The organism is Puniceibacterium antarcticum (genome assembly GCF_002760615.1).
Lineage (GTDB): Bacteria > Pseudomonadota > Alphaproteobacteria > Rhodobacterales > Rhodobacteraceae > Puniceibacterium > Puniceibacterium antarcticum.
Genome location: NZ_AWWI01000017.1, coordinates 35,126 through 56,296, shown reverse-complemented (window position 1 = coordinate 56,296; position 21,171 = coordinate 35,126). Strand labels below are relative to the sequence as shown.

18 protein-coding genes and 3 pseudogenes are annotated in these 21,171 nt (G+C 57.6%); 12 read left to right on the top strand and 9 right to left on the bottom strand.

The window, feature by feature from the left end; all coding sequences use genetic code 11:
* Positions 1 to 74: 74 nt before the first annotated feature.
* On the bottom strand, positions 75 to 3,074 hold the full coding sequence (locus P775_RS01555) for an Ig-like domain-containing protein (protein WP_099909311.1): 3,000 nt from the start codon (positions 3,072 to 3,074) through the stop codon (positions 75 to 77).
* On the opposite strand from P775_RS01555, the gene P775_RS30055 reads away from it, so the two are divergent.
* Both P775_RS30055 and P775_RS29360 read left to right on the top strand, forming a co-directional pair.
* Positions 2,970 to 3,221 (top strand): M81 family metallopeptidase, encoded by a 252-nt coding sequence (locus P775_RS30055; protein ID WP_099909314.1) that lies wholly within the window; start codon positions 2,970 to 2,972, stop codon positions 3,219 to 3,221. The genes P775_RS01555 and P775_RS30055 overlap by 105 nt on opposite strands.
* Positions 3,222 to 3,263: 42 nt before the next feature.
* Positions 3,264 to 3,443 (top strand): MlrC C-terminal domain-containing protein, encoded by a 180-nt coding sequence (locus P775_RS29360; protein ID WP_180287281.1) that lies wholly within the window; start codon positions 3,264 to 3,266, stop codon positions 3,441 to 3,443.
* Between the two features lie 139 nt (positions 3,444 to 3,582).
* Here the strand turns inward: P775_RS29360 and P775_RS01545 are convergent, their stop codons facing one another.
* Positions 3,583 to 5,412 carry a beta strand repeat-containing protein gene (locus P775_RS01545; protein ID WP_180287280.1) on the bottom strand — a complete coding sequence of 610 codons (1,830 nt, stop codon included), beginning with the start codon at positions 5,410 to 5,412 and terminating at the stop codon, positions 3,583 to 3,585.
* A 604-nt stretch (positions 5,413 to 6,016) separates the two neighbouring features.
* On the opposite strand from P775_RS01545, the pseudogene P775_RS01540 reads away from it, so the two are divergent.
* Positions 6,017 to 6,686 (top strand): annotated as a pseudogene (locus tag P775_RS01540) (IS6 family transposase).
* Positions 6,687 to 7,162: 476 nt separating this feature from the next.
* On the opposite strand, the gene P775_RS01535 reads toward P775_RS01540, so the two are convergent.
* From P775_RS01535 to cyoA, 6 genes are all read right to left on the bottom strand, one after another.
* Entirely contained in the window at positions 7,163 to 7,363 is a 201-nt protein-coding gene (locus tag P775_RS01535; RefSeq protein ID WP_099909309.1) for a hypothetical protein, read from the bottom strand.
* A 460-nt stretch (positions 7,364 to 7,823) separates the two neighbouring features.
* Complete coding sequence (locus tag P775_RS01530; RefSeq protein ID WP_099909308.1) at positions 7,824 to 8,522, bottom strand: SURF1 family protein; 699 nt, start codon at positions 8,520 to 8,522, stop codon at positions 7,824 to 7,826.
* Entirely contained in the window at positions 8,519 to 8,884 is a 366-nt protein-coding gene (gene cyoD, locus P775_RS01525) for a cytochrome o ubiquinol oxidase subunit IV (RefSeq protein ID WP_099909307.1), read from the bottom strand. The genes P775_RS01530 and cyoD overlap by 4 nt, the downstream gene beginning before the upstream one ends.
* Positions 8,881 to 9,522: a cytochrome o ubiquinol oxidase subunit III gene (gene cyoC / locus P775_RS01520; RefSeq protein WP_099909306.1), complete on the bottom strand. Its 642-nt coding sequence runs from the start codon at positions 9,520 to 9,522 to the stop codon at positions 8,881 to 8,883. The genes cyoD and cyoC overlap by 4 nt, the downstream gene beginning before the upstream one ends.
* A 6-nt stretch (positions 9,523 to 9,528) precedes the next feature.
* Positions 9,529 to 11,559, bottom strand: a complete 2,031-nt coding sequence (gene cyoB / locus P775_RS01515; protein ID WP_099909305.1) for a cytochrome o ubiquinol oxidase subunit I — start codon at positions 11,557 to 11,559, stop codon at positions 9,529 to 9,531.
* Between the two features lie 2 nt (positions 11,560 to 11,561).
* Positions 11,562 to 12,671, bottom strand: a complete 1,110-nt coding sequence (cyoA, locus tag P775_RS01510) for a ubiquinol oxidase subunit II (protein ID WP_099909304.1) — start codon at positions 12,669 to 12,671, stop codon at positions 11,562 to 11,564.
* A gap of 174 nt (positions 12,672 to 12,845) precedes the next feature.
* Here cyoA and P775_RS01505 point away from each other — a divergent pair, with 174 nt between their 5' ends.
* Positions 12,846 to 14,150 (top strand): MFS transporter, encoded by a 1,305-nt coding sequence (locus P775_RS01505; protein WP_099909303.1) that lies wholly within the window; start codon positions 12,846 to 12,848, stop codon positions 14,148 to 14,150.
* 476 nt (positions 14,151 to 14,626) lie between these two features.
* Here the strand turns inward: P775_RS01505 and P775_RS27445 are convergent, their stop codons facing one another.
* Positions 14,627 to 14,830 (bottom strand): hypothetical protein, encoded by a 204-nt coding sequence (locus P775_RS27445; RefSeq protein ID WP_143520767.1) that lies wholly within the window; start codon positions 14,828 to 14,830, stop codon positions 14,627 to 14,629.
* A gap of 510 nt (positions 14,831 to 15,340) precedes the next feature.
* Between P775_RS27445 and P775_RS01500 the strand changes: the two genes are divergently transcribed.
* The 8 genes and pseudogenes from P775_RS01500 to P775_RS01470 all read left to right on the top strand — a co-directional run bounded on the left by P775_RS01500 (position 15,341) and on the right by P775_RS01470 (position 21,159).
* Complete coding sequence (locus P775_RS01500; protein WP_342749622.1) at positions 15,341 to 16,111, top strand: tripartite tricarboxylate transporter permease; 771 nt, start codon at positions 15,341 to 15,343, stop codon at positions 16,109 to 16,111.
* Positions 16,108 to 16,944 carry a shikimate dehydrogenase family protein gene (locus P775_RS01495; RefSeq protein ID WP_099909302.1) on the top strand — a complete coding sequence of 279 codons (837 nt, stop codon included), beginning with the start codon at positions 16,108 to 16,110 and terminating at the stop codon, positions 16,942 to 16,944. Before P775_RS01500 ends, P775_RS01495 begins: the two co-directional genes overlap by 4 nt.
* Complete coding sequence (locus P775_RS01490) at positions 16,941 to 18,887, top strand: bifunctional sugar phosphate isomerase/epimerase/4-hydroxyphenylpyruvate dioxygenase family protein (protein ID WP_099909301.1); 1,947 nt, start codon at positions 16,941 to 16,943, stop codon at positions 18,885 to 18,887. Before P775_RS01495 ends, P775_RS01490 begins: the two co-directional genes overlap by 4 nt.
* Positions 18,848 to 19,204: a 4-carboxymuconolactone decarboxylase gene (pcaC, locus tag P775_RS01485; RefSeq protein WP_425439870.1), complete on the top strand. Its 357-nt coding sequence runs from the start codon at positions 18,848 to 18,850 to the stop codon at positions 19,202 to 19,204. Before P775_RS01490 ends, pcaC begins: the two co-directional genes overlap by 40 nt.
* A pseudogene (locus P775_RS01480) lies at positions 19,204 to 19,557 on the top strand (dioxygenase family protein); the annotation flags it as partial. The gene pcaC and the pseudogene P775_RS01480, both read left to right, overlap by 1 nt.
* Before the next feature lie 3 nt (positions 19,558 to 19,560).
* Positions 19,561 to 20,297 (top strand): annotated as a pseudogene (locus P775_RS01475) (3-oxoadipate:acetyl-CoA acetyltransferase); the annotation flags it as partial.
* Positions 20,294 to 20,434 (top strand): hypothetical protein, encoded by a 141-nt coding sequence (locus P775_RS27860; RefSeq protein ID WP_180287279.1) that lies wholly within the window; start codon positions 20,294 to 20,296, stop codon positions 20,432 to 20,434. The pseudogene P775_RS01475 and the gene P775_RS27860, both read left to right, overlap by 4 nt.
* A 155-nt stretch (positions 20,435 to 20,589) precedes the next feature.
* The gene (locus P775_RS01470; protein WP_099909299.1) at positions 20,590 to 21,159 is read left to right on the top strand and encodes an alpha/beta fold hydrolase; all 570 of its coding nucleotides are present in this window, start codon (positions 20,590 to 20,592) and stop codon (positions 21,157 to 21,159) included.
* Positions 21,160 to 21,171 lie beyond the last annotated feature (12 nt).

The window sequence follows — 21,171 nt, the reverse complement described above, 5'->3', positions numbered from 1 at the left end:
TCAGCCTCTCTGAGGCTGATGGCAGGGGGACATCGCAGACTTGGCGACATCCCCCGTCTTCAGGAACCTTTTGATCAGAATGCGCGCTGGAACCCGATTTCGACTCCGACGGCCTCATAGTCGGACAGGCCGAGGCCATCGTAGTCGAGTGTAACCCGCCACCGGGTGTTTTGCCTTATGCTGTAGTCGATGCCGAGGTTGATACGTCCGCGCAGAGCGCTGTCTTCGGGCATCACCTCGATCGCATAGCCCTCACCAGAGGTGTTGGAGCGTATCAGCTTGATCCCGCCGGAGAGCGTCAGAGCGTTGTTGGCGCGCACCCAGCCGACACCATAGCTCAGGTCGAGCCCGAGCGAAGCTTCCGACATCGAAAGTGTCTGGCTCGGGACGTCATTGCCCAGACCGTCGACGTACCGCTTCTGCCGGTCCTCAGTATAGGCATAGCCCAGGTTGGGCAGAAGGGTCAGCGCACCCGACTGCAGTTCGCCGGAAACCTTCACCTGTGCCAGGGCGCGTTGGGTGTCGAAAGTGTCCGTATAGGTGCCAAACGGCGTGATCTTGTTGGAAGACTGTCCAAAGAGCGCACGTCCTTCAAAATACACCGGAGCCTGGGGCAGACGCGCGACGAAATACGGCCCGGCCAGCCAGCCCGTGCCACGAAGCTCTGCACCGTCCTGGCCCGACTCGGAGTGGTCGAACTCCAGCATGCCCCCGACCAGCAGGTTGGGGGTAAAGGTCACATGGCTTCCCAGGGCGCCAAAGACATAGGCGGTCTTTTCGCCATCCACTTTGCTCCAGCTGCCGTTCAGAAGCATCCAGACAGACTTTTCGGTCCCTGAAGCGTAGGAAAAGTTGCCGGAACCCTGGGTCGCGATGGTCGAAAAACTCCGCCCACGCGATCCGCTCAAAAGCCCGCTCAGATCCGGCTGACTGGCAAGAAGTTGTCGGGCCCGCGTCTGCATGAAGGTCGCGATCTGCTCCTGCGTCTCCTGCACCGTCGCACTGGCCACGGACAGCGTGTTGGACTGCAGATTGCCGTTTCCTGCCGAATCCTGCGCCGCCGCAGCGGGCAAGACGACCGTGGCAATACCCGCACCACTTGCGAGCACTGTCATGGAATAGTCCAGTCCACTGCCGGTGAGCCCGGAGGCTGAACCGTTGGCAAGCTCGAAGTCATCGATCACCAGACCCGTTACGATTTCGGAAAAGGTGATCGTGACGTCAAACGTTGCGGCACCTGCCGTCGATGCCTGCGTCGTGGTCAGTGAAACGCTTGGCGAGGTGGCGTCGTGGGTCGATGTAACTTCGTTGGAGGCCCTGTTGAGGTTGCCTGCCGCGTCGGTGAAGGTGCTCGCCGCGACCGAAAGAGAGACGAGACCATCAGCAACGGGCGTCAGAACGGCAGTGTACCTGGTGCCCGAGCCGGTAAGAGTCGCCGTGGCATTGACAAGCGACAGATCGGATCCGTCGAAATCGGTAGCTGCCTCCGACAGGGTGATCGCGGCCGTCAGATCACCCTTCATCGCCCCGGTGAACGAGGCGATGGAGAGCGTGGGCGCTGTGGCATCGTGGGTCGAGGTGACTTCGTTGGAGGCCGTATTGAGGTTGCCTGCGGCGTCGATGAAGGTCCCTGCGGCGACAGACAGCGAGACTGCCCCGTCTGCAAGCGGCGTCAGCACAGCGACATAGCTGGTGCCAGAGCCGCTGAGGTTGGCCGTGGCGTTAACCAAGGAGAGGTCAGCCTGTGTGAAGCTTGTGCTCGCCTCAGACAGGGTGATCATTGCCGTCAGATCGCCGTTCAGCGGACCGGTGAAATCGGCGATGCTGATGGTTGGGGCGGTTGCGTCATGCGTCGAGGTGACTTCGTTGGAGGCGGTGTTGCCATTGCCCGCCGCGTCGGTGAACGTCCCTGCGGCGACAGACAGCGAGACTGCCCCGTCTGCAAGCGGCGTCAGCACAGCGACATAGCTGGTGCCAGAGCCGCTGAGGTTGGCCGTGGCGTTAACCAAGGAGAGGTCAGCCTGTGTGAAGCTTGTGCTCGCCTCCGACAATGTGACCACCGCCGTCAGGTTGCCGTTCGCCGGGCCGGTGAGGGGTGCGATTGAGATGGTGGGTGCGGTGGCGTCGTGGGTCGCAGTGACTGTGTTGGAGGCAGTGTTGAGGTTCCCCACTCCGTCAGTGAAGACGCCTGGTGCAACTGAGATCGAAACAGGACCATCGGCAAGCGGCGTCACCACGGCAGTATAGCTGGTGCCCGTGCCAGTCAGTATGGCGGTCGCGTTCGTGAGGGTGAGATCGCTGGCTTCAAAGTTTGTGCTGGGCTTCGACAGAGTGATCTCTGTCGTCAGGTCGCCGTTCGCAGGCCCGATGAGGGCCGCGATGGAGATGATCGGCGCGCTGGTGTCGGGGGTCACTGTGACACTGAAACTCCCCACCCCCGTGTTGCCCGCCGCATCAGATGCTTCGTAGGTGACGGTCGTCAGACCCGCAGGGAAAGCCGCCCCAGAGGCAAGACCAGCGGTCAGCACCGGCCCCGATGTCACGCCGAGGTTGTCCGTCGCCGTCGGAGCCACATAGGTCACGACAGCCAATGCAGTGCCTGTCTCTGCCGGTACGATGATATTTCCGGGCACGGTGATCACCGGGTCCTCGCCATCCACCACCGTGACGGTAAAGTTCGCCGTGCTGATGTTGCCCGCAGCATCCTCTGCCGCATAGCTGATTGCCGTTACGCCAGCCGGGAAGGTCGCGCCAGAGGCAAGACCCGCCGTCAGCAGCGGGCCACTGGTCACTGCCATGTTGTCCGTCGCTGTCGGCGCCGCATAGGTCAGAACAGCAGTTGCCAACCCCGGTTCGGCATTCACGGTGAGGTTCCCGGGCACAGTTACAGCCGGGGGCTCGCCATCCTCCACCGTCACGCTAAAGCTGGAGGTCCCGATGTTTCCGGCACGCGGTTCGTTCCCTGTCCAATGGTCGGCCTCTGGATCACGACCAATCCGGCAATGCGCAAGCTTGTGCTGGAAATGCTTGCGCTGGAGCGTGAGCCGGGTGTGCTGTCGGTGTCTCTGGCGCACGGGTTTCCGTGGGGTGACATTGCTGAAGCGACCGCGGGCGCGTGGTGCATTTCAGACGGAAACCCTGATCAGGCCAAGACTGTGGCACGTCAGATCGCCGAACATTTCTGGGCCATCAGGGAGGATGCCCGGACGAAGCATCTCTAGCTGCCCGATGCCATTGCTTATGGAAGGCAAGTCGACAAACCGGTGGTCATCGCAGACCTTGCAGACAATCCCGGTGGCGGAGCGCCGGGAGACAGCACCTTCGCATTGTTGGCGTTGCAGGACGCTTGCGTTGAGCGGGCAGCTTTCGGCTGCGTATGGGATCCAAAGTGGATCACGGGTAATGAGCGAAGCAAGCCAGTTACGACACTCTCCGTGAGGTGATCGCGGAATTTACCGCGGAGTCGGCCGAATGCGTTTTTGCAGATGATCTTGCCCTCGGAGACGCCTGGGTGCTGAAGGAAATCACGCGCGACGAAAGCCGCTATGTTGTTCACTGGACCTTTGTGGATGGCACGGACGCTTACCTGACCGTGGATAACGTCAGATCGCCGTTCAGCGGACCGGTGAAATCGGCGATGCTGATGGTTGGGGCGGTTGCGTCATGCGTCGAGGTGACTTCGTTGGAGGCGGTGTTGCCATTGCCCGCCGCGTCGGTGAACGTCCCTGCGGCGACAGACAGCGAGACTGTGCCATCCGCAAGCGGGGTGAGCACGGCGGTATAGCTGGAGCCCGAGCCGCTGAGGTTGGCCGTGGCGTTAACCAGGGAGAGGTCTGCCTGGGTGAAGCTTGTGCTCGCCTCCGACAATGTGACCACCGCCGTCAGATCGCCGTTCAGCGGACCGGTGAAATCGGCGATGCTGATGGTTGGGGCGGTTGCGTCGTGGATGGCTGTGACCCTGTTGGACGCCGTGTTGACGTTGCCCACCCCGTCCGTGAAGCTGTTTGCCGCGACAGACAAAGCAACCTCCCCATCGGCAACCGGCGTCAGTACCGCAGTATAGCTGGTGCCCCTGCCTGTCAGTATTGCGTTGGCGTTCGTGAGGTTCAGATCGCTGGCCTCGAAGTCAGTGCTCGCCTCCGACAGGGTTATCTCTGCGGTCAGATCGTCGTTTGACGCACCGGTTAAGGCCGCGATGGAGATCGTCGGCGCTGTGACGTCAGGGGTCACGGTGACAGTGAAACTTACAGTCCCTGTGTTGCCCGCCGCGTCAGTCGCTTCGTAGGTGACGGTCGTCACGCCCACGGGGAAAGCCGACCCAGAGGCAAGACCGGCGGTCAGCGTCGGCCCAGACGTCAGACCGACATTATCCGTCGCAGTCGGGGCAGTGTAGGTCACGACAACCGTTGCCGTTCCCGCATCTGCCGGTGCCGTAATATCCGCGGGCCCCGTCACCACCGGCGCCTCGGTGTCCAGCGGCGCCTGCACCGTGATCACCACGGTATCGGCGGCCGAGGAGTCGAACCCGTCATTCACTGTCAGGCTGAAGCTCAGCAGCGCATCGGCATCGCCGATGGCCAGCGTCGGCGCGGTAAAGCGGGGCTCTGCAGCTGTCGGATCAGACAGCACCACCGCAACGCCACCGGTCTGGATCCAAGCATGGCTCAGCGTCTGGCCAGGATCATTGGCGTCAGAGCCGGTGCCGTCCAGCGTCACGCTCGCCGCAGACGCAACGGTTCTGTCAACCCCGGCCCGGGCCGTCGGAACGGCATTCAGAACGGTGTTGACGGCAATGCTCACCCTGTTGTCGGCCTCGGCTGCGTCCTTGTTGATCAGGTTGGCCGCCAGGGTTTTGAACGCCGCGTTGCCAACCGTGATGACCCCCGATGTCGTCGCGTTTGTATCAGGAGTGAATGTTGCGGAATAGGTGGTGCCACTGCCGGTGATGGCGCCCAGCCTGCCGCCGGAAACCACAATTGCACCGAGGTCGTTCAAGTTGCCGGTTTGGGTCAGCTCAAAGGAAATGGTCGCAGTCTGGCCGTACAACAGCGTAGAGACATCCGACGTAACGCTGACACGCGGGCGCGTTCCTATCACCCTTTGGTTATTGACGGCGCGCGTGCCGGTGGCCCCGACGATGGCAACCTCATATTCGGACACCTGATCGCCACTGTCCCCTTGCCAGACGACCCCCATGTAGTTTTCTGCGGCCAAACTTGCAGCCGTCGCGCCCTTCTGGGAAATGATTGTCACATCTTTCTGATTGCAGGCAGATTCCAGCGCCGAGGCTGTGATCGCACTCTGCCCCCCGACGCGTACGGGCACCGCGTCATTGCTCCAGTAAGAGCCACCTGCGACGCGTCCACTACCTGACATGAACAAGGTGGTATTTGTGTTCGGTGCTGAATTCACGGACCAGAAAGCCCTGAAATTACAGATGAGATATTCTTGCCCCCAGCCTTGGAACGCGTGAGCGGGCCCTGCGGTTGTGAAGGCGGCAAGGCATAACAGCGTCCTTGCAGCCCGGGGTGTCGTTGCACAAAATATGTCTCGGGCTACCCGCAGCCGCCGTGCCGAAAAAAGCCAGTCAATCATTTTCAGGGATCCAGTCGCCTTGGCGAACAAACACTGCCCACCACAGGCAGTTAACAATTTATTAACTAATCATCGGGCAGCACGTTGGTAATTCTCATTCTGACTTTGCTTCGCGACGCCAGCCTAATTGCGATATTAATGTCGCTGAAACCCGCCCACACGAAATAAAACGTGCTAAACTTATCGTACCAGTTCTGTAAAACATGCCTTTTTGCATCACTCTAGAGGCATGTCCCGGGGGTCGGGACGACTGTAACCCGTGACCTTTGTATTCATGCTGAACACGAATCAGAGTGACCCGCCCTTCGGTGGTGCGTTCGACCGCCCGGGCACTGCGCATGCTCCCCCCATGCGAACCCGTCGGGCGGCATTGTAAGGCTGCCGGTACCTCTCTGTGAGGCTAACGCAGGACAATGATACTTTGCCCCCTTCCTTGGCCCTGAAGGGCTATCGCTTTCCACGTTTGGCTATTGGCTATCCCGTCGGGGCCTACTGCCGTTTCGCCCTCAGCCTGCAGGATGTTGAGGATTTTTTGGCAGGACGCGGCAGAACCGTCAGCCATGAGGCGACCCGAAATTGGGTGGCAAAATTTGGAGCGCAGATTGCGTCCAAGTTCCTGCGTGATCGCCCCCAGTCCGCCGACAACCGGCACTAGGACGAAGTTGTGATCCCGATCCACGAGCAGAAGCACTGGCTCTGGCGTGCGGTCGATGGCAGGGGAGACACGCTCGAAATCCTGATGCAGCCGCGCCGAAACGCTAAATTGCAAAGCGGTTTCTAAGGAAATTCCTGAAGCGGTGGGGCAGGCCTCGGGCCATTGTAACGGATAAATTGCGCAGCTATGGCGTTGCTAAGTTAGAGTTTTGCCCTGGCGTTGATCAAAGATCGCACAAGGGATTAACAATCTCAGCGAGGCGTCACATCGGCACACCCGCCGAAGAGAGAAGATATTCGGCCGGTTCAAATCAGCAAGACAGGCTCAGATGTTCCTCTCTGTCCATGATCAAATCGCAGTTCTCTTTCGCCCTAAACGCCAGCGCCTCAACGCCGCCTTTTACTGCTGCGCACGAATAAATGCCCATGGCCTCTGAGTTGGCTACGTGGGTGAGATCGTCGCCTGAAGCTACCGTATCAGAGCCCTATTCAAGCGCTGGGAAATAAACTGACTATGCCGGGTATGGCCACGAACTTGTGATAAAGCGAGTCGATTTTGGCGTGGTCTCGGGCGCGCTTCTCCAAGCCTGCCAACTCGGTGCGCAGAGCAGCGCGGACCCTCAGCACCGGATCTGCAGCGGCTTGAAGCATGAAAATGCAATCGGCGCGTTCCCATGCCCGCGACTCGAAACGTCCTTTGGCGATACGTCCATCTTCAGCCCAAAATTACGCAACACGCCCCGGAGCGAGAGTTCAAGGTTTACGATGGGCAGCAGGATAGCCTTGCGCGAGGACAGCAGCGCGCGGATATCGATTTACAGTGGACACCCCGGAGCCATCCCATTTGCAAAAATCGCGCGATCCCTTCGGCATCCTGCCTGTCAGTCTTGATCGGCATCTCCCTCAGGGCGCCCTACTCCTGCCGTGTTTGCATCAGAACCGTATCAAAACCAGCCTCACTGAGGTGTCGATAGAGCCACTGCGACAGCGGCCCGACTTCCAGTCCGACGCTGACGATGGTCCAGACAGTGATCGCAATCGCCTCTCCAGATCTTCTGGCACGCTGGACGCTGTCGTTCCCCTGATCACCGTGCCATAGGATGACAGTACGCAAATTGCAGTGCTTTCCAGTGAAACATTCAAACCAATATACAGATCCATGTTGTTACCCTTTCTTCGCAAAGAAATTTGGGGCGGGCCTAACGGCAAAACCCCGGTGACACTCTTCCTACGTGCGAAGGGCAACGAAACCTCAACAACCTCCCGATGGCACTTCACAACAGTGAAGGTGAGCGACGAGCCCCATTACGACATTTTTGCAAAGACCGGCGGCTCGGCGTGGCAGAGGGACAATACGGCTCCAAACTTCCATCCAAGAGCTTACTCGGTTGATGCAACGTCGTCCGTCGAAGGAGACATTCGCCGCAGCAGAGAGTTCAGACTAAACGCGAATGCACATGTGTGGAAAAAAGTGGCATAGATGCAAATCCCTCGTCAGTCACGTGTCCCCGAAGCGCTTTAGCCAGAGCCTGATCCACAAATTTTCCCAAACGCAATATTGCTGGGCAGACAGTTCAATCGGATGCTTTACGGCGTTCTCGAATGACATATCCCATGGCGGCAATGAAAAGTCCGGCCATCGCGTACCAAGTCAATGCATAGATAAGATGGGTGTTGCTAAATGTCAGGCGGGTCAGTCCACCACGCGGCCAGGGGATATTCGAATCCGCGCGATCGGCATCGATGAAATACGCTGTTTGCGCATTTTCCAGACCGGCGGCCCTGCTCATCTCCGTCAGGTCGGCTGAGACCCAGCGCCCGGTCGCGGGCTGATTGCTTTCCAGAAGGGTGCCCCCCGGTTGGTCCAGACGCACCAGTCCAATCACCTCAATGGGTTGCTGAGGTTTGCTCCAAGCGCCTTGGTCAATAGCGTTTGGCACGAACCCGCGGTTGATCCATATAACGCTGTCACTGGTCCTGAGCGGGGTCATGATCCAGTAACCGGGCCCAAACTCTGTGACCGCCTTGACCCGAAGGCTCAGGTCATTGGCAAAGGTGCCTGAGGCGAAGACACGGAGATACTCTGGTGCGGTGCTCGGCGGGGCGGGCACCGCATCGCCATAGGCGCGGGTCTCAACCTTTTCGATAAGGTCCAGCTTCCATGCCAACCGGCGTATCTGCCAATTTCCAAGGGCGATCATGCTGACAAGCATCATACCCGCCAGCACCAGAATCGTCACATCGACCCAGATAGGACGTCGCGCGGCACTCACTGCAATTCGCGCACGCGATCAATCTGGTCATGCGCGGGCATCATGTTGTTGTTGAGGTGCGTCATTACCCAGATCGAGCCGACCAAAACGATCAAAAGCAGAATTCCGGTAAAGACCATTGACATGACCTGCCAACCTTCCTCTGCTTTCACAGTGACGTGGAGGAAGTAGGATACATGCACCATGATCTGGACCGCGCCCAGACCGAAGATGATCGTCAGGGCCAGCCAGAGATTGATCTCCACTTCGCTCAGGACAATCCAAAAGGGGATCAAAGTGAGGACGACGGAAAGGCCAAAGCCGATGAAATAGGAACGGTAGGAGCCGTGGGCTTCGTGTTCGTCGTGATCTTGTGTGGTCATAGCAGCACCCCCGTGAGGTAGACAAAGGAAAAGACCCCGATCCAAATCAGGTCGAGGAAGTGCCAGAACAGGCTCAGGCACAGTATCCGGCGTTTGTTGTCCTCGTTCAGCCCGTGCTTTTGCACTTGCACCAGCAGGACAGCCAGCCAGATCGTGCCGGACAAAACGTGCAGGCCGTGGGTGCCGACCAGAAACCAGAAGGAAGACAAAAAGGCGCTCGCCCCCGGTCCGGCGCCCAGATGCCAAAGATGCTGGAACTCGAGCAGCTCCATCACCAGAAACGCGATGCCAAAGGCACCCGTGACCAACAGCCAAGTCGTCATCTGCCTTTCTTTGCCCTGCTGCATATTGATCACGGCAAATCCATAGGTGATCGATGAAAACAGCAGGAAGAATGTTGCCAGAAGGATCTTCTTAATCTCGAAAAGGTCCGCCGGCGCGGGTCCGGCGGCATAGTTTGTCCCAAGGACGGCGTAGATCGCGAAGAGGATGCCAAAGATAAGGCTATCGCTCATTAAGTAGATCCAGAACCCCAGCATCGTGCCAGTATCGTGATGTCCATCGACATGGCTGGTAGGATCGGTGCTGTAAAAGTCGAAGCTTTTGGCAGGCTTTGCGGGATGCGTTAGGTTTGCCATGGCTGTTTACTCCGCCGGGGCGACCGGCCTGCGGCCATTCGCGATGGCGCGGACCTCGTCCGGCTGCAGATAAAAATCACGATCATAGTCGAAGGTGTGGTAGATGCCGTAGGCGATAGACCCAAAGAAGCCGAGCGCCGCAAGCCACCAGATGTGCCAGACCATGGCAAACCCGAGCACTGTCATCATGCCCGCGATGATAAGCCCGCTTGGCGTGCGCTTTGGCATGTGGATCGGCACGTAGCCTTCTTTCGGCACTTGGGCATCATTGGCTTTCATATGGTCCCAGGCATCCAGCGCATATACACGCGGCACGTGCGCGAAGTTGTAGTATGGCGGCGGGGACGATGTGGACCATTCCAGAGTTCTTGCGTTCCAAGGGTCCCCTCCGCAGGCCAGCGCCTCGCGATTTCGAATCGAGACGACTATCTGAATGATAAAGGCAATCACGCCAATCGCGATCATGGCGACACCCACCGCTGCAATACCGAAGAGCAGCGCGTAACTTGTATCTTCAAACTGGCTCAGACGTCGGGTGACGCCCATAAGGCCAAGGATATAGAGCGGCATAAAGGCCACCCAGAAGCCCCCGACCCAGCCGTAAAAGCTGATCGTTCCCCAGAACTTGTCCAGATGGAAGCCAAAAGCCTTGGGCCACCAGTAGGTGATGCCCGCAAAGATGCCAAAGACCACCCCGCCAATGATCACGTTGTGGAAGTGCGCCACCAGAAACAACGAGTTGTGCAGCACGTAGTCTGCAGGCGGCACGGCGAGAAGGACACCGGTCATCCCCCCGATGGTGAAGGTGATCATGAAGGCAATGACCCACATCATAGGCAACTCGAATTGGATGCGGCCCTTATACATCGTAAACAGCCAGTTAAAAAGCTTGGCCCCCGTCGGGATCGAGATGATCATCGTGGTAATCCCGAAGAACGAGTTCACATCCGCCCCAGCCCCCATGGTGAAGAAGTGGTGCAACCAGACCAGATAGCTCAGGATCGTGATCACGCACAGCGCGTAGACCATCGAGGTGTACCCAAACAGCCGCTTGCGCGAAAAAGTCGGCACAATCTCTGAGAAGATGCCAAAGATCGGCAGGATCAGAATGTATACCTCTGGATGGCCCCATATCCAGATAAGGTTGACATACATCATCGCGTTGCCTCCCATATCGTTGGTAAAGAAATGGGTGCCAAGATAGCGGTCTGCGGTCAGCAGCGCCAACGTGGCTGTCAGAACTGGGAAAGACGCCACGATCAGGATATTGGTCACCAAGGTGGACCAGGTGAAGATCGGCAGCTTCATCCAGTTCATGCCCGGCGCGCGCATTTTCACGATTGTGACGATCAGGTTGATGCCCGAAAGCGTCGTCCCGATCCCTGCGATGTTGAGAGACCAAAGGTAATAATCCACACCGACGCCGGGGCTGAATTCCAGACCCGACAGCGGTGGAAAGGCCAGCCATCCGGTCGCTGCAAATTCGCCCACGAACAGCGACATCATCACCAGAACCACGCCAGCGAACGTCAGCCAGAAACTGAAGTTGTTCAGGAAGGGAAAGGCGACATCCCGAGCGCCGATTTGCAGCGGCATGACGTAGTTCATGAACCCCGTGATAAACGGCATCGCCACGAAGAAGATCATGATCACACCATGGGCGGTAAAGACTTGATCATAGTGGTAAGGCGGCAGAAATTCGAGGATTCCGGCCGAGGCCAGCGCCTGATGGATACGCATAAGGACCGCGTCGGAAAACCCCCTAATGAGCATTACGGTGGCCAGAATCATATACATGATGCCGATTTTCTTGTGATCAACGGAAGTGAACCATTCCGTCCACAGATAGCCCCACAGCCGCTTGTGGGTGAGCCAGCCGACCACTCCCACACCCAGCGCAATGGTGACGATGAAGGTGCCGAGAATGAGCGGGTCGTAAAACGGGAAGATATCCCAGTTCAGCTTGCCCCAGAACCAATGCACCGGATTGGTGATGTCAGCAAAATGTTCGGCGCCTGTTTCAGTTTGTGTGGCCATGTTCAGTTCTCCGTTGGTACGGACATCTGCGGCGTTTCGTGCGGCAGCAGGTCCATGGCAGCAGTGATTTCTTCGGCTCGGTCGACCAGATCGGGGCGCAGGATCGCAAACACACCTTGCGGATTGTCGGCAGAGCAGAGGCCACGGTAAAGCTCGCGATTGTAAAGCCCCGCGATGCCGCCACCGCCAAGGGCGTCGACCATCATCATATCATTCATGCACAACTCGTCGTCGCCCACGCACATGTTCAGGATCCGTTGCCACAGCCCCTCTTGGACCGATCCGTAGTAGCGCACATCTTCGTCGATGCTGGGTTGGTCAAGTTCCACAAAGGACCGACGGTCCAAGGCTTGCTCTGCACTCGCCACCTTCGCGGTCCACTCTTCGAACCCAGCCTCATCCAATGCCTGGACGTCAAATCGCATCCGCGAAAAACCTGTGCCATTGTAGTGCGAGGCAAAACCCTCATAAGTCCCGGCGCTGTTTATGACGCCGTTCAGTTCGGTCTCCATCCCGGCCATGGCATAGATCATCCCCACCATGTCTGGCACATAAAACGCGTTCATCACGGTGCTCGATGTCAGCTTCAACTCGACGGGGCGATCTACAATCACAGCCATCTCGTTCACGGTGGCGACGTTGTACTCCGGATAGATGAAGAGCCACTTCCAATCGAGCGCTACAACCTGCACCTGCAGAGGCGACACGTTTTGATCGATTGGCTTGGTCGCCGAAATCCGGGGCAAGTCACGATAGGGATCAAGCCTGTGCGTCGCCACCCAGGTCAACCCGGCCAGACAGATGATAATCGCCAGCGGCACCGACCACACGACAATCTCAAGGCTGACAGAATGGTCCCATTCCGGATCGTATGTCGCCTCTTTGTTGTCGGCCCGGTACTTGAACGCAAAGAAAAGCGTCATCACCAACACGGGAACAATCACGATCAGCATCAGGACGGTCGCATATATGATCAGATCGCCCTGCTGCGCCGCCACGTCGCCCGCTGGGTTCATTACAACTAAATTGCATCCCGACAGCGCCAGCGTTCCAAGAGCCAACAGACCGACACGACTAGCTCTGGGGCTTATTCTGAGTTGCGAGCTAGACATCCAATACCTCTTGCGTGTTTCTTCAGCGTGTTTCCTACGTACCTTGAAGGAATAGCTCTTAGGGCTGGTTTAGACAGAGCAAATACTGCGATGTTTTGGCGCGGTTGCGAGAAATTGTGGTGATTTTCATTCCGTCCGCTATCCTTAGGGTACAGGTGGCGAAGGATCTAGGTCATGGCGATTGGAAACCCAGCAAGCACAGACATGCCGGAGGAGCGCGACGCCGATCCGGATATGAAACAAATCGTTCATCTTGACGACGTTATCACGACCGTGGTGATGGCGCGTGTGACCGACTACTTTGGCTTTTTCGTTTTTGCCATCGCCTCAGCTCTTGTTTTTCCAACGATTTTCTTTCCATATCTTGAACCGGTGGCCGCGACTTTGGCGTCTTTTGCGGTATTTTCACTGGCGTTTCTGGCGCGACCAGTTGCCAGCCTGATTGGCCGTAAACTGCAAAGGCGCATCGGAAAGGCGGGCAAGATCACAGTTGCTCTGATGGTGTTGGGCACGTCGACAGTCGCAATTGGTTTGCTGCCTGGATACGACCAGATTGGTTGGGTAGCCCCGGCGTTGTTGGCGGCATTGCGCATTGTGCAAGGTCTGGGCTTAGGCGGGTCGTGGGACGGGCTGACACTGCAGTTGAAGTCCGCAGCTCCAAAGGATCGTGATGGGCTTTACAGTATGGTGCCGCAGTTGGGTGGGCCAATCGGATTTTGTGTGGCTGCCGCGATGTTCTACGTCCTGACCGGGTTTCTGACAGAGGAAGAATTCTATCAATACGGCTGGCGGTTTGCGTTTTTTGCCGTGATGGCGGTCAACGTGGTCTCGTTGTTTGCGCGGCTGAGGCTTTTGACGACAAATTTCGGCTCTGATGAAAAGACGATGATGAAATCCGCCCCTCTTGGCTTTCTGCTGCAGACGGAATGGCGCACGATCCTGCTGTCGGCTTTCCTGCCGCTGTCAAGCTACGCGCTCTTGCACATGTTGACTGTTTTCCCGATCAGCTACACGCTACTGTTCACGGACAATGCGATTGATCGCATCATCCTGTGGCAGCTTGTGGGCGGAGCGTTGGCGGTCGGGACCGTTATTTTGTCAGGGGTGCTTGCGGACCGTTACACCAAACGTGCCGTGCTTTTAGGATCCAGTGTTCTGACGCTGTTGCTGTGCCTCAGCATCGGAACGCTCAAAGATAATCCGGCCATCTATATCGTTGCGGGTTTTATCATTTTCGGCTTGTCCTATGGGCAATCCAGCGCGATCGTGCCCGACCGTTTCTCTCCCGATTGCCGGTATTCCGGTTCGGCGTTTGCAACCAACCTTTCCTGGATTTTTGGTGCAGCGTTCGCTCCGCTGGTGGGTCTTTTTCTGGCCAGCACCTTTGGTCTTTGGGCCGCAGCTCTTTATCTCGTTTCTGGCGTGCTCGTCACGTTGGTGACGCTGTTAATTCTGCAACGTCAGTTCGATCAGGCATAATCCGGACCAAAGCGCAGTTACACAGAAGATCTCTCTCGAATGCGCAGTGCGGGCAAACCCACCAAAGTCGCCATCATCGCTGTCATGAGAAATCTGAGCGAGATAGCTAATGCCTCGGTCAAAGCTGATCGCAAGTGGGCACCAAAAGCCGCTTGATCAATACGGATACTCTGGGCTTACAACAATGAACGACCAAACATGGGCATCGGCGGCATGACACCCGCAATGAAATTGAAAAGAGCCGCGTGAATTCTACGCATGGACCCCTTTAAAAATGTGGGACTACCAAAAAGTTTAACGGTTTAAGAGATTTTAGAAACCTGCGGAACTGGCTATCCAGTGCAGCTCAAGCCGCTCGGCGTCCGCTCGCAAGACGCCGAGCGGCAACGCCAAGTTCACAGACTTCAGCCAGCTAGTCGATGATGGACTTGTTCAGCCTCGGGATGATTTCGGACTTCCTGATGTATTCGGCGTTGTTAATGTTCTCGATCATCACCAAAACGCATGAACTGAGGGTTGTTTGCGTGTGAATCAAAAGTCGCTTGCGTCAAACGGCACAGGCCGACAATAGGATCGAGATCAGCCACGTTTTGCGCTTGCACGGTTTCACGCAGAGACAGGTTGTCCCCAAGGGCGTTTCTGTAAAGACCCTCCCTGTCTTCAAAATAGTAGTAGTTCATTCGTTTGGACGCTTTCGTGTGACTTCGATCTCGTCGATGCAGGGACCGAAAACTCCATGTGCTGCAAACTCCTAGATCGCAATGCTGAGGATATCCCGTTTGACCGCATCTTGGTCCTGTTTCCAGAGCGATTTGCGTTTTTCGGGGCAAGTGTCTGACATCTAGCCAACGCTTGAACTCCCCCTCAGCTGCATTGTGGAACAGAGCTTACCATGAAATTAACCGTACAGTACATTTAGATTGACACAATTAACCACCCATTCCATTCTGCCTCGGTAGAGGCTGGACTTAGGAGAGATTCGGCAGACATTTGACACCCAGGGAGTACAAAGATGTCTCGTGAACTGATTGGCGCACTTGTTGCGTTCAGCCTGATTTAATTCGGCGATTCGGCTCGCTCCCTTGAGTCTCTTTGGTCAAGGGCATCCTTGGCTTTGCTTTCGACATCGACCTTGGGGCACTGGGTTTGGACCAGCTGACCTTTACGAACGCTTCACTTTTGACCGCCCCATGATGCGGTCTGTACTTTGCTTCATCGCGCTGATGTGCGGCGTGTCCGAAGCGCTCCAGCGGATTGTCCACATCCACGCGCCCGCATTCAAGCAGAACGTGAGCAAAATCATTGCCTCATTCGGCATGAGAGGAAAATCTCTGGCACTGTCCTTTCAGACCTCGACCATTGGCGTGAAAATTTGCGCCCCGCCCGGCGCCGGCGGCAATATCGCCTACCTCATGGTTTATGATCATGCCAAGTGGATCACAAAGAACCCTGAGGCTTCCTTCGATGAGTTAGCAACGGAGGGCCGAGTGGCGCCCGAAACCGCCAACAATGCTGCCGCCGGGGGTGCCGTCGTCGCGATGATCACGCTGGGCATTCCAAGTGACGCCGTGAAAGCAATCATAATCGGCGCACTGTTCATCCAAGGCCTCAGTTCCGGGCCCAGTCAGATGATCGATAAGTCGGACACGTTCTGGTTCGTCGCGGGCGCGCTGGTTATGACCAACTTCTTTTTGCTGATCTTTGGTGTGGTCGGCTACCTCATGAAGCACTACAATTGGCTGCTTTGTCTCGTCATTCTGGGCGTGATCGTGTCGCGCCTGCTGGAGGACAACTGGCGCCGCGCAATCATTTTGCGTGAAAGCCTGCCGCAGTTCTTTGCAGGCACCCTAAAAAGCCCGCCGTTGCTGGTGTTCTTTGTGACGGGGATCCTGATCTTTGTCAGCCAGACACCGCTCTGGAGCGGGGTGACGAAACATCTTTCGAGAAAGGCCTTATTATGAGCGCGATCAAACTTGGTCTCATCGGTGACAACATCACCCGTTCCAAATCGCCGCGCCTGCACCGGACGGCGGGGCAGATCACAGGGCAGGATGTGACTTACGATCGGCTGATCCCCAAAGACCTTGGGCAGAACTTTGATGAGGTGTTCGACACTGCCAGAGACAGCGGCTACCGGGGTCTTAACATCACCTATCCCTACAAGGAGCAGGTGACCTCACGTGTCACGGTTGCTGACCCGCTGGTACGCGGCATCGGTGCTGTCAATACCGTGGTCTTCACGCCCGGGGGGCCGCAGGGCTTTAATACCGATTATTCAGGGTTCATGCGCGCCTATCAGACAATCCGGGGGGATGCTGCCCCCGGGATAGTCTGCCTGATAGGGGCCGGCGGGGTTGGCAAAGCCGTTGCGTTCGGGTTGATCGGTTTGGGGGCGAAGACCATCCGTTGCGTGGACCTTGATGTGACAAAGTCCAAGGCATTGGCAACGGCGCTCAGGGCTCTGAGCACGGACACAATCATCGAAACGTTCACCGACCCGGTTCTGGCCGCGAGCGGAGCTGATGGCATCATCAACTGCACACCCCTTGGCATGTTCGGTATCGGCGGGACCCCCCTGCCCAAATCCGCGATGACAGGCGCGAGCTGGGCATTCGACGCGGTCTATACACCGGTCGAAACCGAATTTCTTCTGGATGCGACAGCCGCCGGTCTGAACGTGATTTCCGGTTACGAACTCTTCTTCGGTCAGGGTGTCGATGCCTGGCACATCTTCACAGGTATTGATCTGAACACCGCGGCTCTCAGGGCCGCAATCAAGGGAGATGATCTATGAAGACCTCAATCGCCACAGTTTCGATTTCGGGGAGCTTGCCGGAGAAGCTGGAGGCCATTGCAGCAGCCGGGTTCGACGGCATCGAAATTTTTGAGCAGGATTTCATTGCCCATGACGGCAACCCGCGCGATGTAGGCGATTTGATCCGCTCCATAGGCCTTGAGATCACGCTGTTTCAGCCGTTCCGCGATTTTGAGGGGCTTCCAGATCCACTGCGCGCAAAGGCTTTTGACCGAGCTGAGCGCAAGTTCGACCTGATGCAGGAACTGGGCACCGATCTGGTTCTGATCTGCTCGTCCTGCCATCCGCAGGCGCTGGGAGGCATCGACCGCGCTGCAGCAGATTTCCATGAACTTGGCATGCGCGCCGCAAAGCGTGGTCTGCGCGTCGGCTACGAGGCGCTCGCCTGGGGCAAACACGTCAACGATCATCGCGACGCATGGGAAATTGTGCGCCGCGCCGATCATGCCAATGTCGGACTGGTGCTTGACAGCTTTCACACGCTGGCGCGCGGGATCGATCCAGAGACCATCCGCCGTATACCGGGCGACAAGATCTTTTTCGTCCAGCTCGCCGATGCACCGGCAATCGATATGGATCTGCTGTACTGGTCCCGCCACTTCCGCAACATGCCCGGAGAAGGCGATCTCGCGGTCACGGACTTCATGCGGGCGGTTGTAGCCAGCGGATATTGCGGGCCAATCTCGCTTGAGATTTTCAACGACCAGTTTCGCGGCGGCAGCCCTGTTACCGTGGCCAAGGACGGTCATCGCTCTCTTGTCGCGCTTCTGGATGACGTTCGGACCGAAGAGCCGTCGGCCAAACTCGATCTGCCCGCCATGCCGAAGCGCGCCACCGTCTCTGGCGTTTCCTTTGTCGAATTCGCAACGCGTGGCGCTGAAGCTGATGCACTCGAAGCCACGCTGGGAACCTTGGGTTTCGCACATTCCGGCACCCATATTGCTAAGATGCTGTCACTGTGGACCCAAGGCGACATTCGCATTGTCGTGAACCGCGAAACCTCTGGTTACGCGAGCAGCGCATACAACATGCATGGCACGACGGTCTGCGATATCGGGCTGTCTGTGGCAGATGCAGCTGCCGCCGTCTCGCGCGCCACAAGTCTGGGATCGCAACCCTTTTCCCAGCCTCTCGGCCCCGGCGAAATCGATATCCCCGCCATTCGGGGTCTCAGCGGCAGCGTTCTGCATTTCATTGATGAGTCCAGCGGGCTCAGCCACGTCTGGTCGTCAGAATTCACCGGATCGACCGAGATCATGACCGGCGCCGGCATGAAACGCATCGATCACCTCGCACAGACCATGAGTTATGATGAAATGCTCAGCTGGTCACTGTTTTACACCACGCTGTTCGAAATGGGCAAATCGCCAATGGTCGATGTGGTAGACCCGGACGGGCTTGTGCGCAGCCAGGCGCTCGAAACATCGGACGGCGCGTTCCGCATCACGCTGAACGGGGCAGATACGCACCGCACCATGGCCGGCAACTTTCTGGCCGACAGCTTTGGCGCGTCGGTCCAGCATATTGCCTTGGCGACGGACGACATATTTGCCACCTCGGATGCGCTCGCGACCGGGGGTTTCAAACCTATGCCCATGTCGGAAAACTATTATGCAGACCTTGTCGCACGGTTTGATCTGGCCCCAACGCTGCTGCAAAGGCTCAAGGATGGAAATATTCTCTATGATGAGGATACCAATGGCGCGTTTTTCCAGTTCTATTCCCGTCCCTACGCGGGCGGCATGTTCTTTGAAATCGTGCAGCGCAAGGATGGCTATTCAGGGTATGGCGCCCCGAACTCCCCGTTTCGGATCGCTGCGCAAAAACGCCTGATGCGACCAAAAGGAATGCCCAAGACATTACCGAAAAATTTGACAAAGGCATGGCTGTGCGGCGTTCAGTGCTTGGGGGTGCCCATGTGAACCGGGCAGAAGCCGCCAAGACAGACTTCGATGCGGCATTTCAGACACTGATCACCGAAGGCGCTTGGGGAACGGTCTGGGCCAGTGACGCAATCACGCTGCGGGAACGTTCGATGATCACGCTGGCGCTGCTGGCAGCCACAAAGAACTTTGAAGAGATCCCGATGCACATCCGCGCGACCGCAAACACCGGCGTATCCAGACAGGATGTGATCGAGGTGTTCCAGCATGTGGCGATCTACGCAGGTGTTTCCACCGCCAACCATGCGATCAAGCTGGCCAAGCAGGCCTACGCCGCCATGGAAGGAGAGTCGTGATGACCCAGAGTGATCTGTACCAGCGAGGCATGGGATGGCATCCTCGTGCTTTGACGCCGGATTACAAAACCAGTGTGGCGCAGTTGCCCAAGCTTGCGCGTCTGGCGCTGCAAAACTTGGACAGTGAACTGACCGGGCCGATATTTGACCACATCGACATCGACCTGATCCGCAATAATGCCAAATCCGGTGACCCCATCGGTGAACGTATCATCGTGTATGGTCGTGTGCTGGACGAAAATGGCCGCCCCGTGCCCAACACGCTGGTCGAGATCTGACAGGCCAATGCAGGCGGGCGGTATCGTCAAAAAAAGGATGCCTACCTGGCCACGATTGACCCGAAACTTGGCGGCTAAAGCACACAAGAAGCATTCGTGGCTGGGGCGAACATCGCCCATTGCCACGTGCGCGATGATGACCGCAAGGCGACCTCTGACCCCGGGCAGTTTGCCCGCCTCAAGGAGGGGCTGGAGAAACACTGCCCCGGCATGATCGTACAGCTTTCGACCGGTGGCCGCTCTGGCGGGGGGCGCGACCGGGGTGGGATGCTGTCGCTTTCACCCGACATGGCATCGCTGTCAGTCGGATCCAACAACTTTCCGACACAAGTCTATGAGAACGCGCCGGATCTGGTTGACTGGCTCGCCTCTGAACTGAATGCCCATGATGTAAAGCCCGAGATAGAGGCCTTGATCTTGGTCATATCGTTCAGGCCACACGGATGGCGGCGGACGGGCGGCTCAGGGGGCCGCTCTATCTGCAGTTTGTTATGGGTTTGAAGAATTCGATGCCCGCGGATGAGCCTATTATCGATTTCTACATCGAAACCCTGAAACGGCTTGCCCCCACCGCCCAATGGTGCGCGGCGGGGATCGGCCCGGCGCAGCTGACGATCAACGAATGGTCGATTTCCAAAGGCGGGCACACGCGCACCGGACTTGAGGACAATGTGCGTCTGGACCACGACCGCTTGGCGCCCTCAAACGCGGCATTGGTCACACGTGGTGTTGGGCTGTGCAACAAATACGAACGCCCGGTGGCCAGGTGGCAACAGGCCCATGAGATTCTCGAGTTGCGAAAGGTGGCCTTATGAAGAAAGTGTATATCAACCAGAGATCAGCTGAGCCACAAGTAGACTTTACCCCTCGAGACCTACCATCGGAACAGTCGCTCTCGGACGGCGTGACAGAGGCCGAAATGCGCGACGCCACCCAAGATATGATCGTCTGAACCTTGCAAACCTGTTTTCTCAATGAGGCCACAGTGCACTATCGCGGCGCGGCAGGAGATGGCGTCCCGATTGTGTTTCTCAACTCGCTCGGGACTACCTTCGCATCTGGGACGCTGTCATTGCCCGTCTGGGTCTGAAGGTGCCGATACTCTGCATGGACAAACGCGGCCACGGGCTGAGCGATGACAGTTTGATCACCATGGATCTGCTGGTCGCCGACGTGACGGCACTGATGGACCACCTGTCCTTGCCACCCGCACTTATCTGCGGCATATCCGTCGGCGACATGATTTCCCAAGGCGTCTTGGCGCAGCGTCCGGATCTGGCGGCGGGTGTGGTCTTGGGCTGTACGTGGGCAAGGATCGCGGATGATGCTGGCTGGAACGCCCGGATAGATGCGGTGCTACGCGATGGAATCACACCCGTGGCGGACGCGATCCTCGGCCGATGGTTTTCGCCAGATTTCATGATTCGGGAGAAGGCCGCGCCTGCCATGTATGGCAACATGCTGATCCGCACGTCGCCAGTCGGCTACGCGGGGCTCTGCGGCGCAATTCGTGACACTGACTTTACGGACCTATGTCGCGCGATTGGCCTGCCGACGCATTGCGTTGTCGGTGCGGATGACTCGGCAACACCCCCCCGCACTTTTGCAGCCACTCGCCGATTTGATTCCAGGTGCCCCCTTTCAACGGATCGAACGGGCCGGACATCTGCACTTTAAAGAAGTGCCAGA

What these genes read in the sequence shown, in the direction of transcription:
- pcaC (WP_425439870.1), top strand. Translation starts at nt 18,848, where the DNA reads ATGGCTGTGCGGCGTTCAGTGCTTGGGGGTGCCCATGTGAACCGGGCA.
- P775_RS01470 (WP_099909299.1), top strand. Translation starts at nt 20,590, where the DNA reads ATGGACAAACGCGGCCACGGGCTGAGCGATGACAGTTTGATCACCATG.
- P775_RS01490 (WP_099909301.1), top strand. Translation starts at nt 16,941, where the DNA reads ATGAAGACCTCAATCGCCACAGTTTCGATTTCGGGGAGCTTGCCGGAG.
- P775_RS01505 (WP_099909303.1), top strand. Translation starts at nt 12,846, where the DNA reads ATGGCGATTGGAAACCCAGCAAGCACAGACATGCCGGAGGAGCGCGAC.
- P775_RS30055 (WP_099909314.1), top strand. Translation starts at nt 2,970, where the DNA reads ATGGTCGGCCTCTGGATCACGACCAATCCGGCAATGCGCAAGCTTGTG.
- P775_RS27445 (WP_143520767.1), bottom strand. Translation starts at nt 14,830, where the DNA reads ATGAACTACTACTATTTTGAAGACAGGGAGGGTCTTTACAGAAACGCC.
- P775_RS27860 (WP_180287279.1), top strand. Translation starts at nt 20,294, where the DNA reads ATGAAGAAAGTGTATATCAACCAGAGATCAGCTGAGCCACAAGTAGAC.
- P775_RS01495 (WP_099909302.1), top strand. Translation starts at nt 16,108, where the DNA reads ATGAGCGCGATCAAACTTGGTCTCATCGGTGACAACATCACCCGTTCC.
- P775_RS01500 (WP_342749622.1), top strand. Translation starts at nt 15,341, where the DNA reads ATGATGCGGTCTGTACTTTGCTTCATCGCGCTGATGTGCGGCGTGTCC.
- cyoB (WP_099909305.1), bottom strand. Translation starts at nt 11,559, where the DNA reads ATGGCCACACAAACTGAAACAGGCGCCGAACATTTTGCTGACATCACC.
- cyoA (WP_099909304.1), bottom strand. Translation starts at nt 12,671, where the DNA reads ATGTCTAGCTCGCAACTCAGAATAAGCCCCAGAGCTAGTCGTGTCGGT.
- cyoD (WP_099909307.1), bottom strand. Translation starts at nt 8,884, where the DNA reads ATGACCACACAAGATCACGACGAACACGAAGCCCACGGCTCCTACCGT.
- cyoC (WP_099909306.1), bottom strand. Translation starts at nt 9,522, where the DNA reads ATGGCAAACCTAACGCATCCCGCAAAGCCTGCCAAAAGCTTCGACTTT.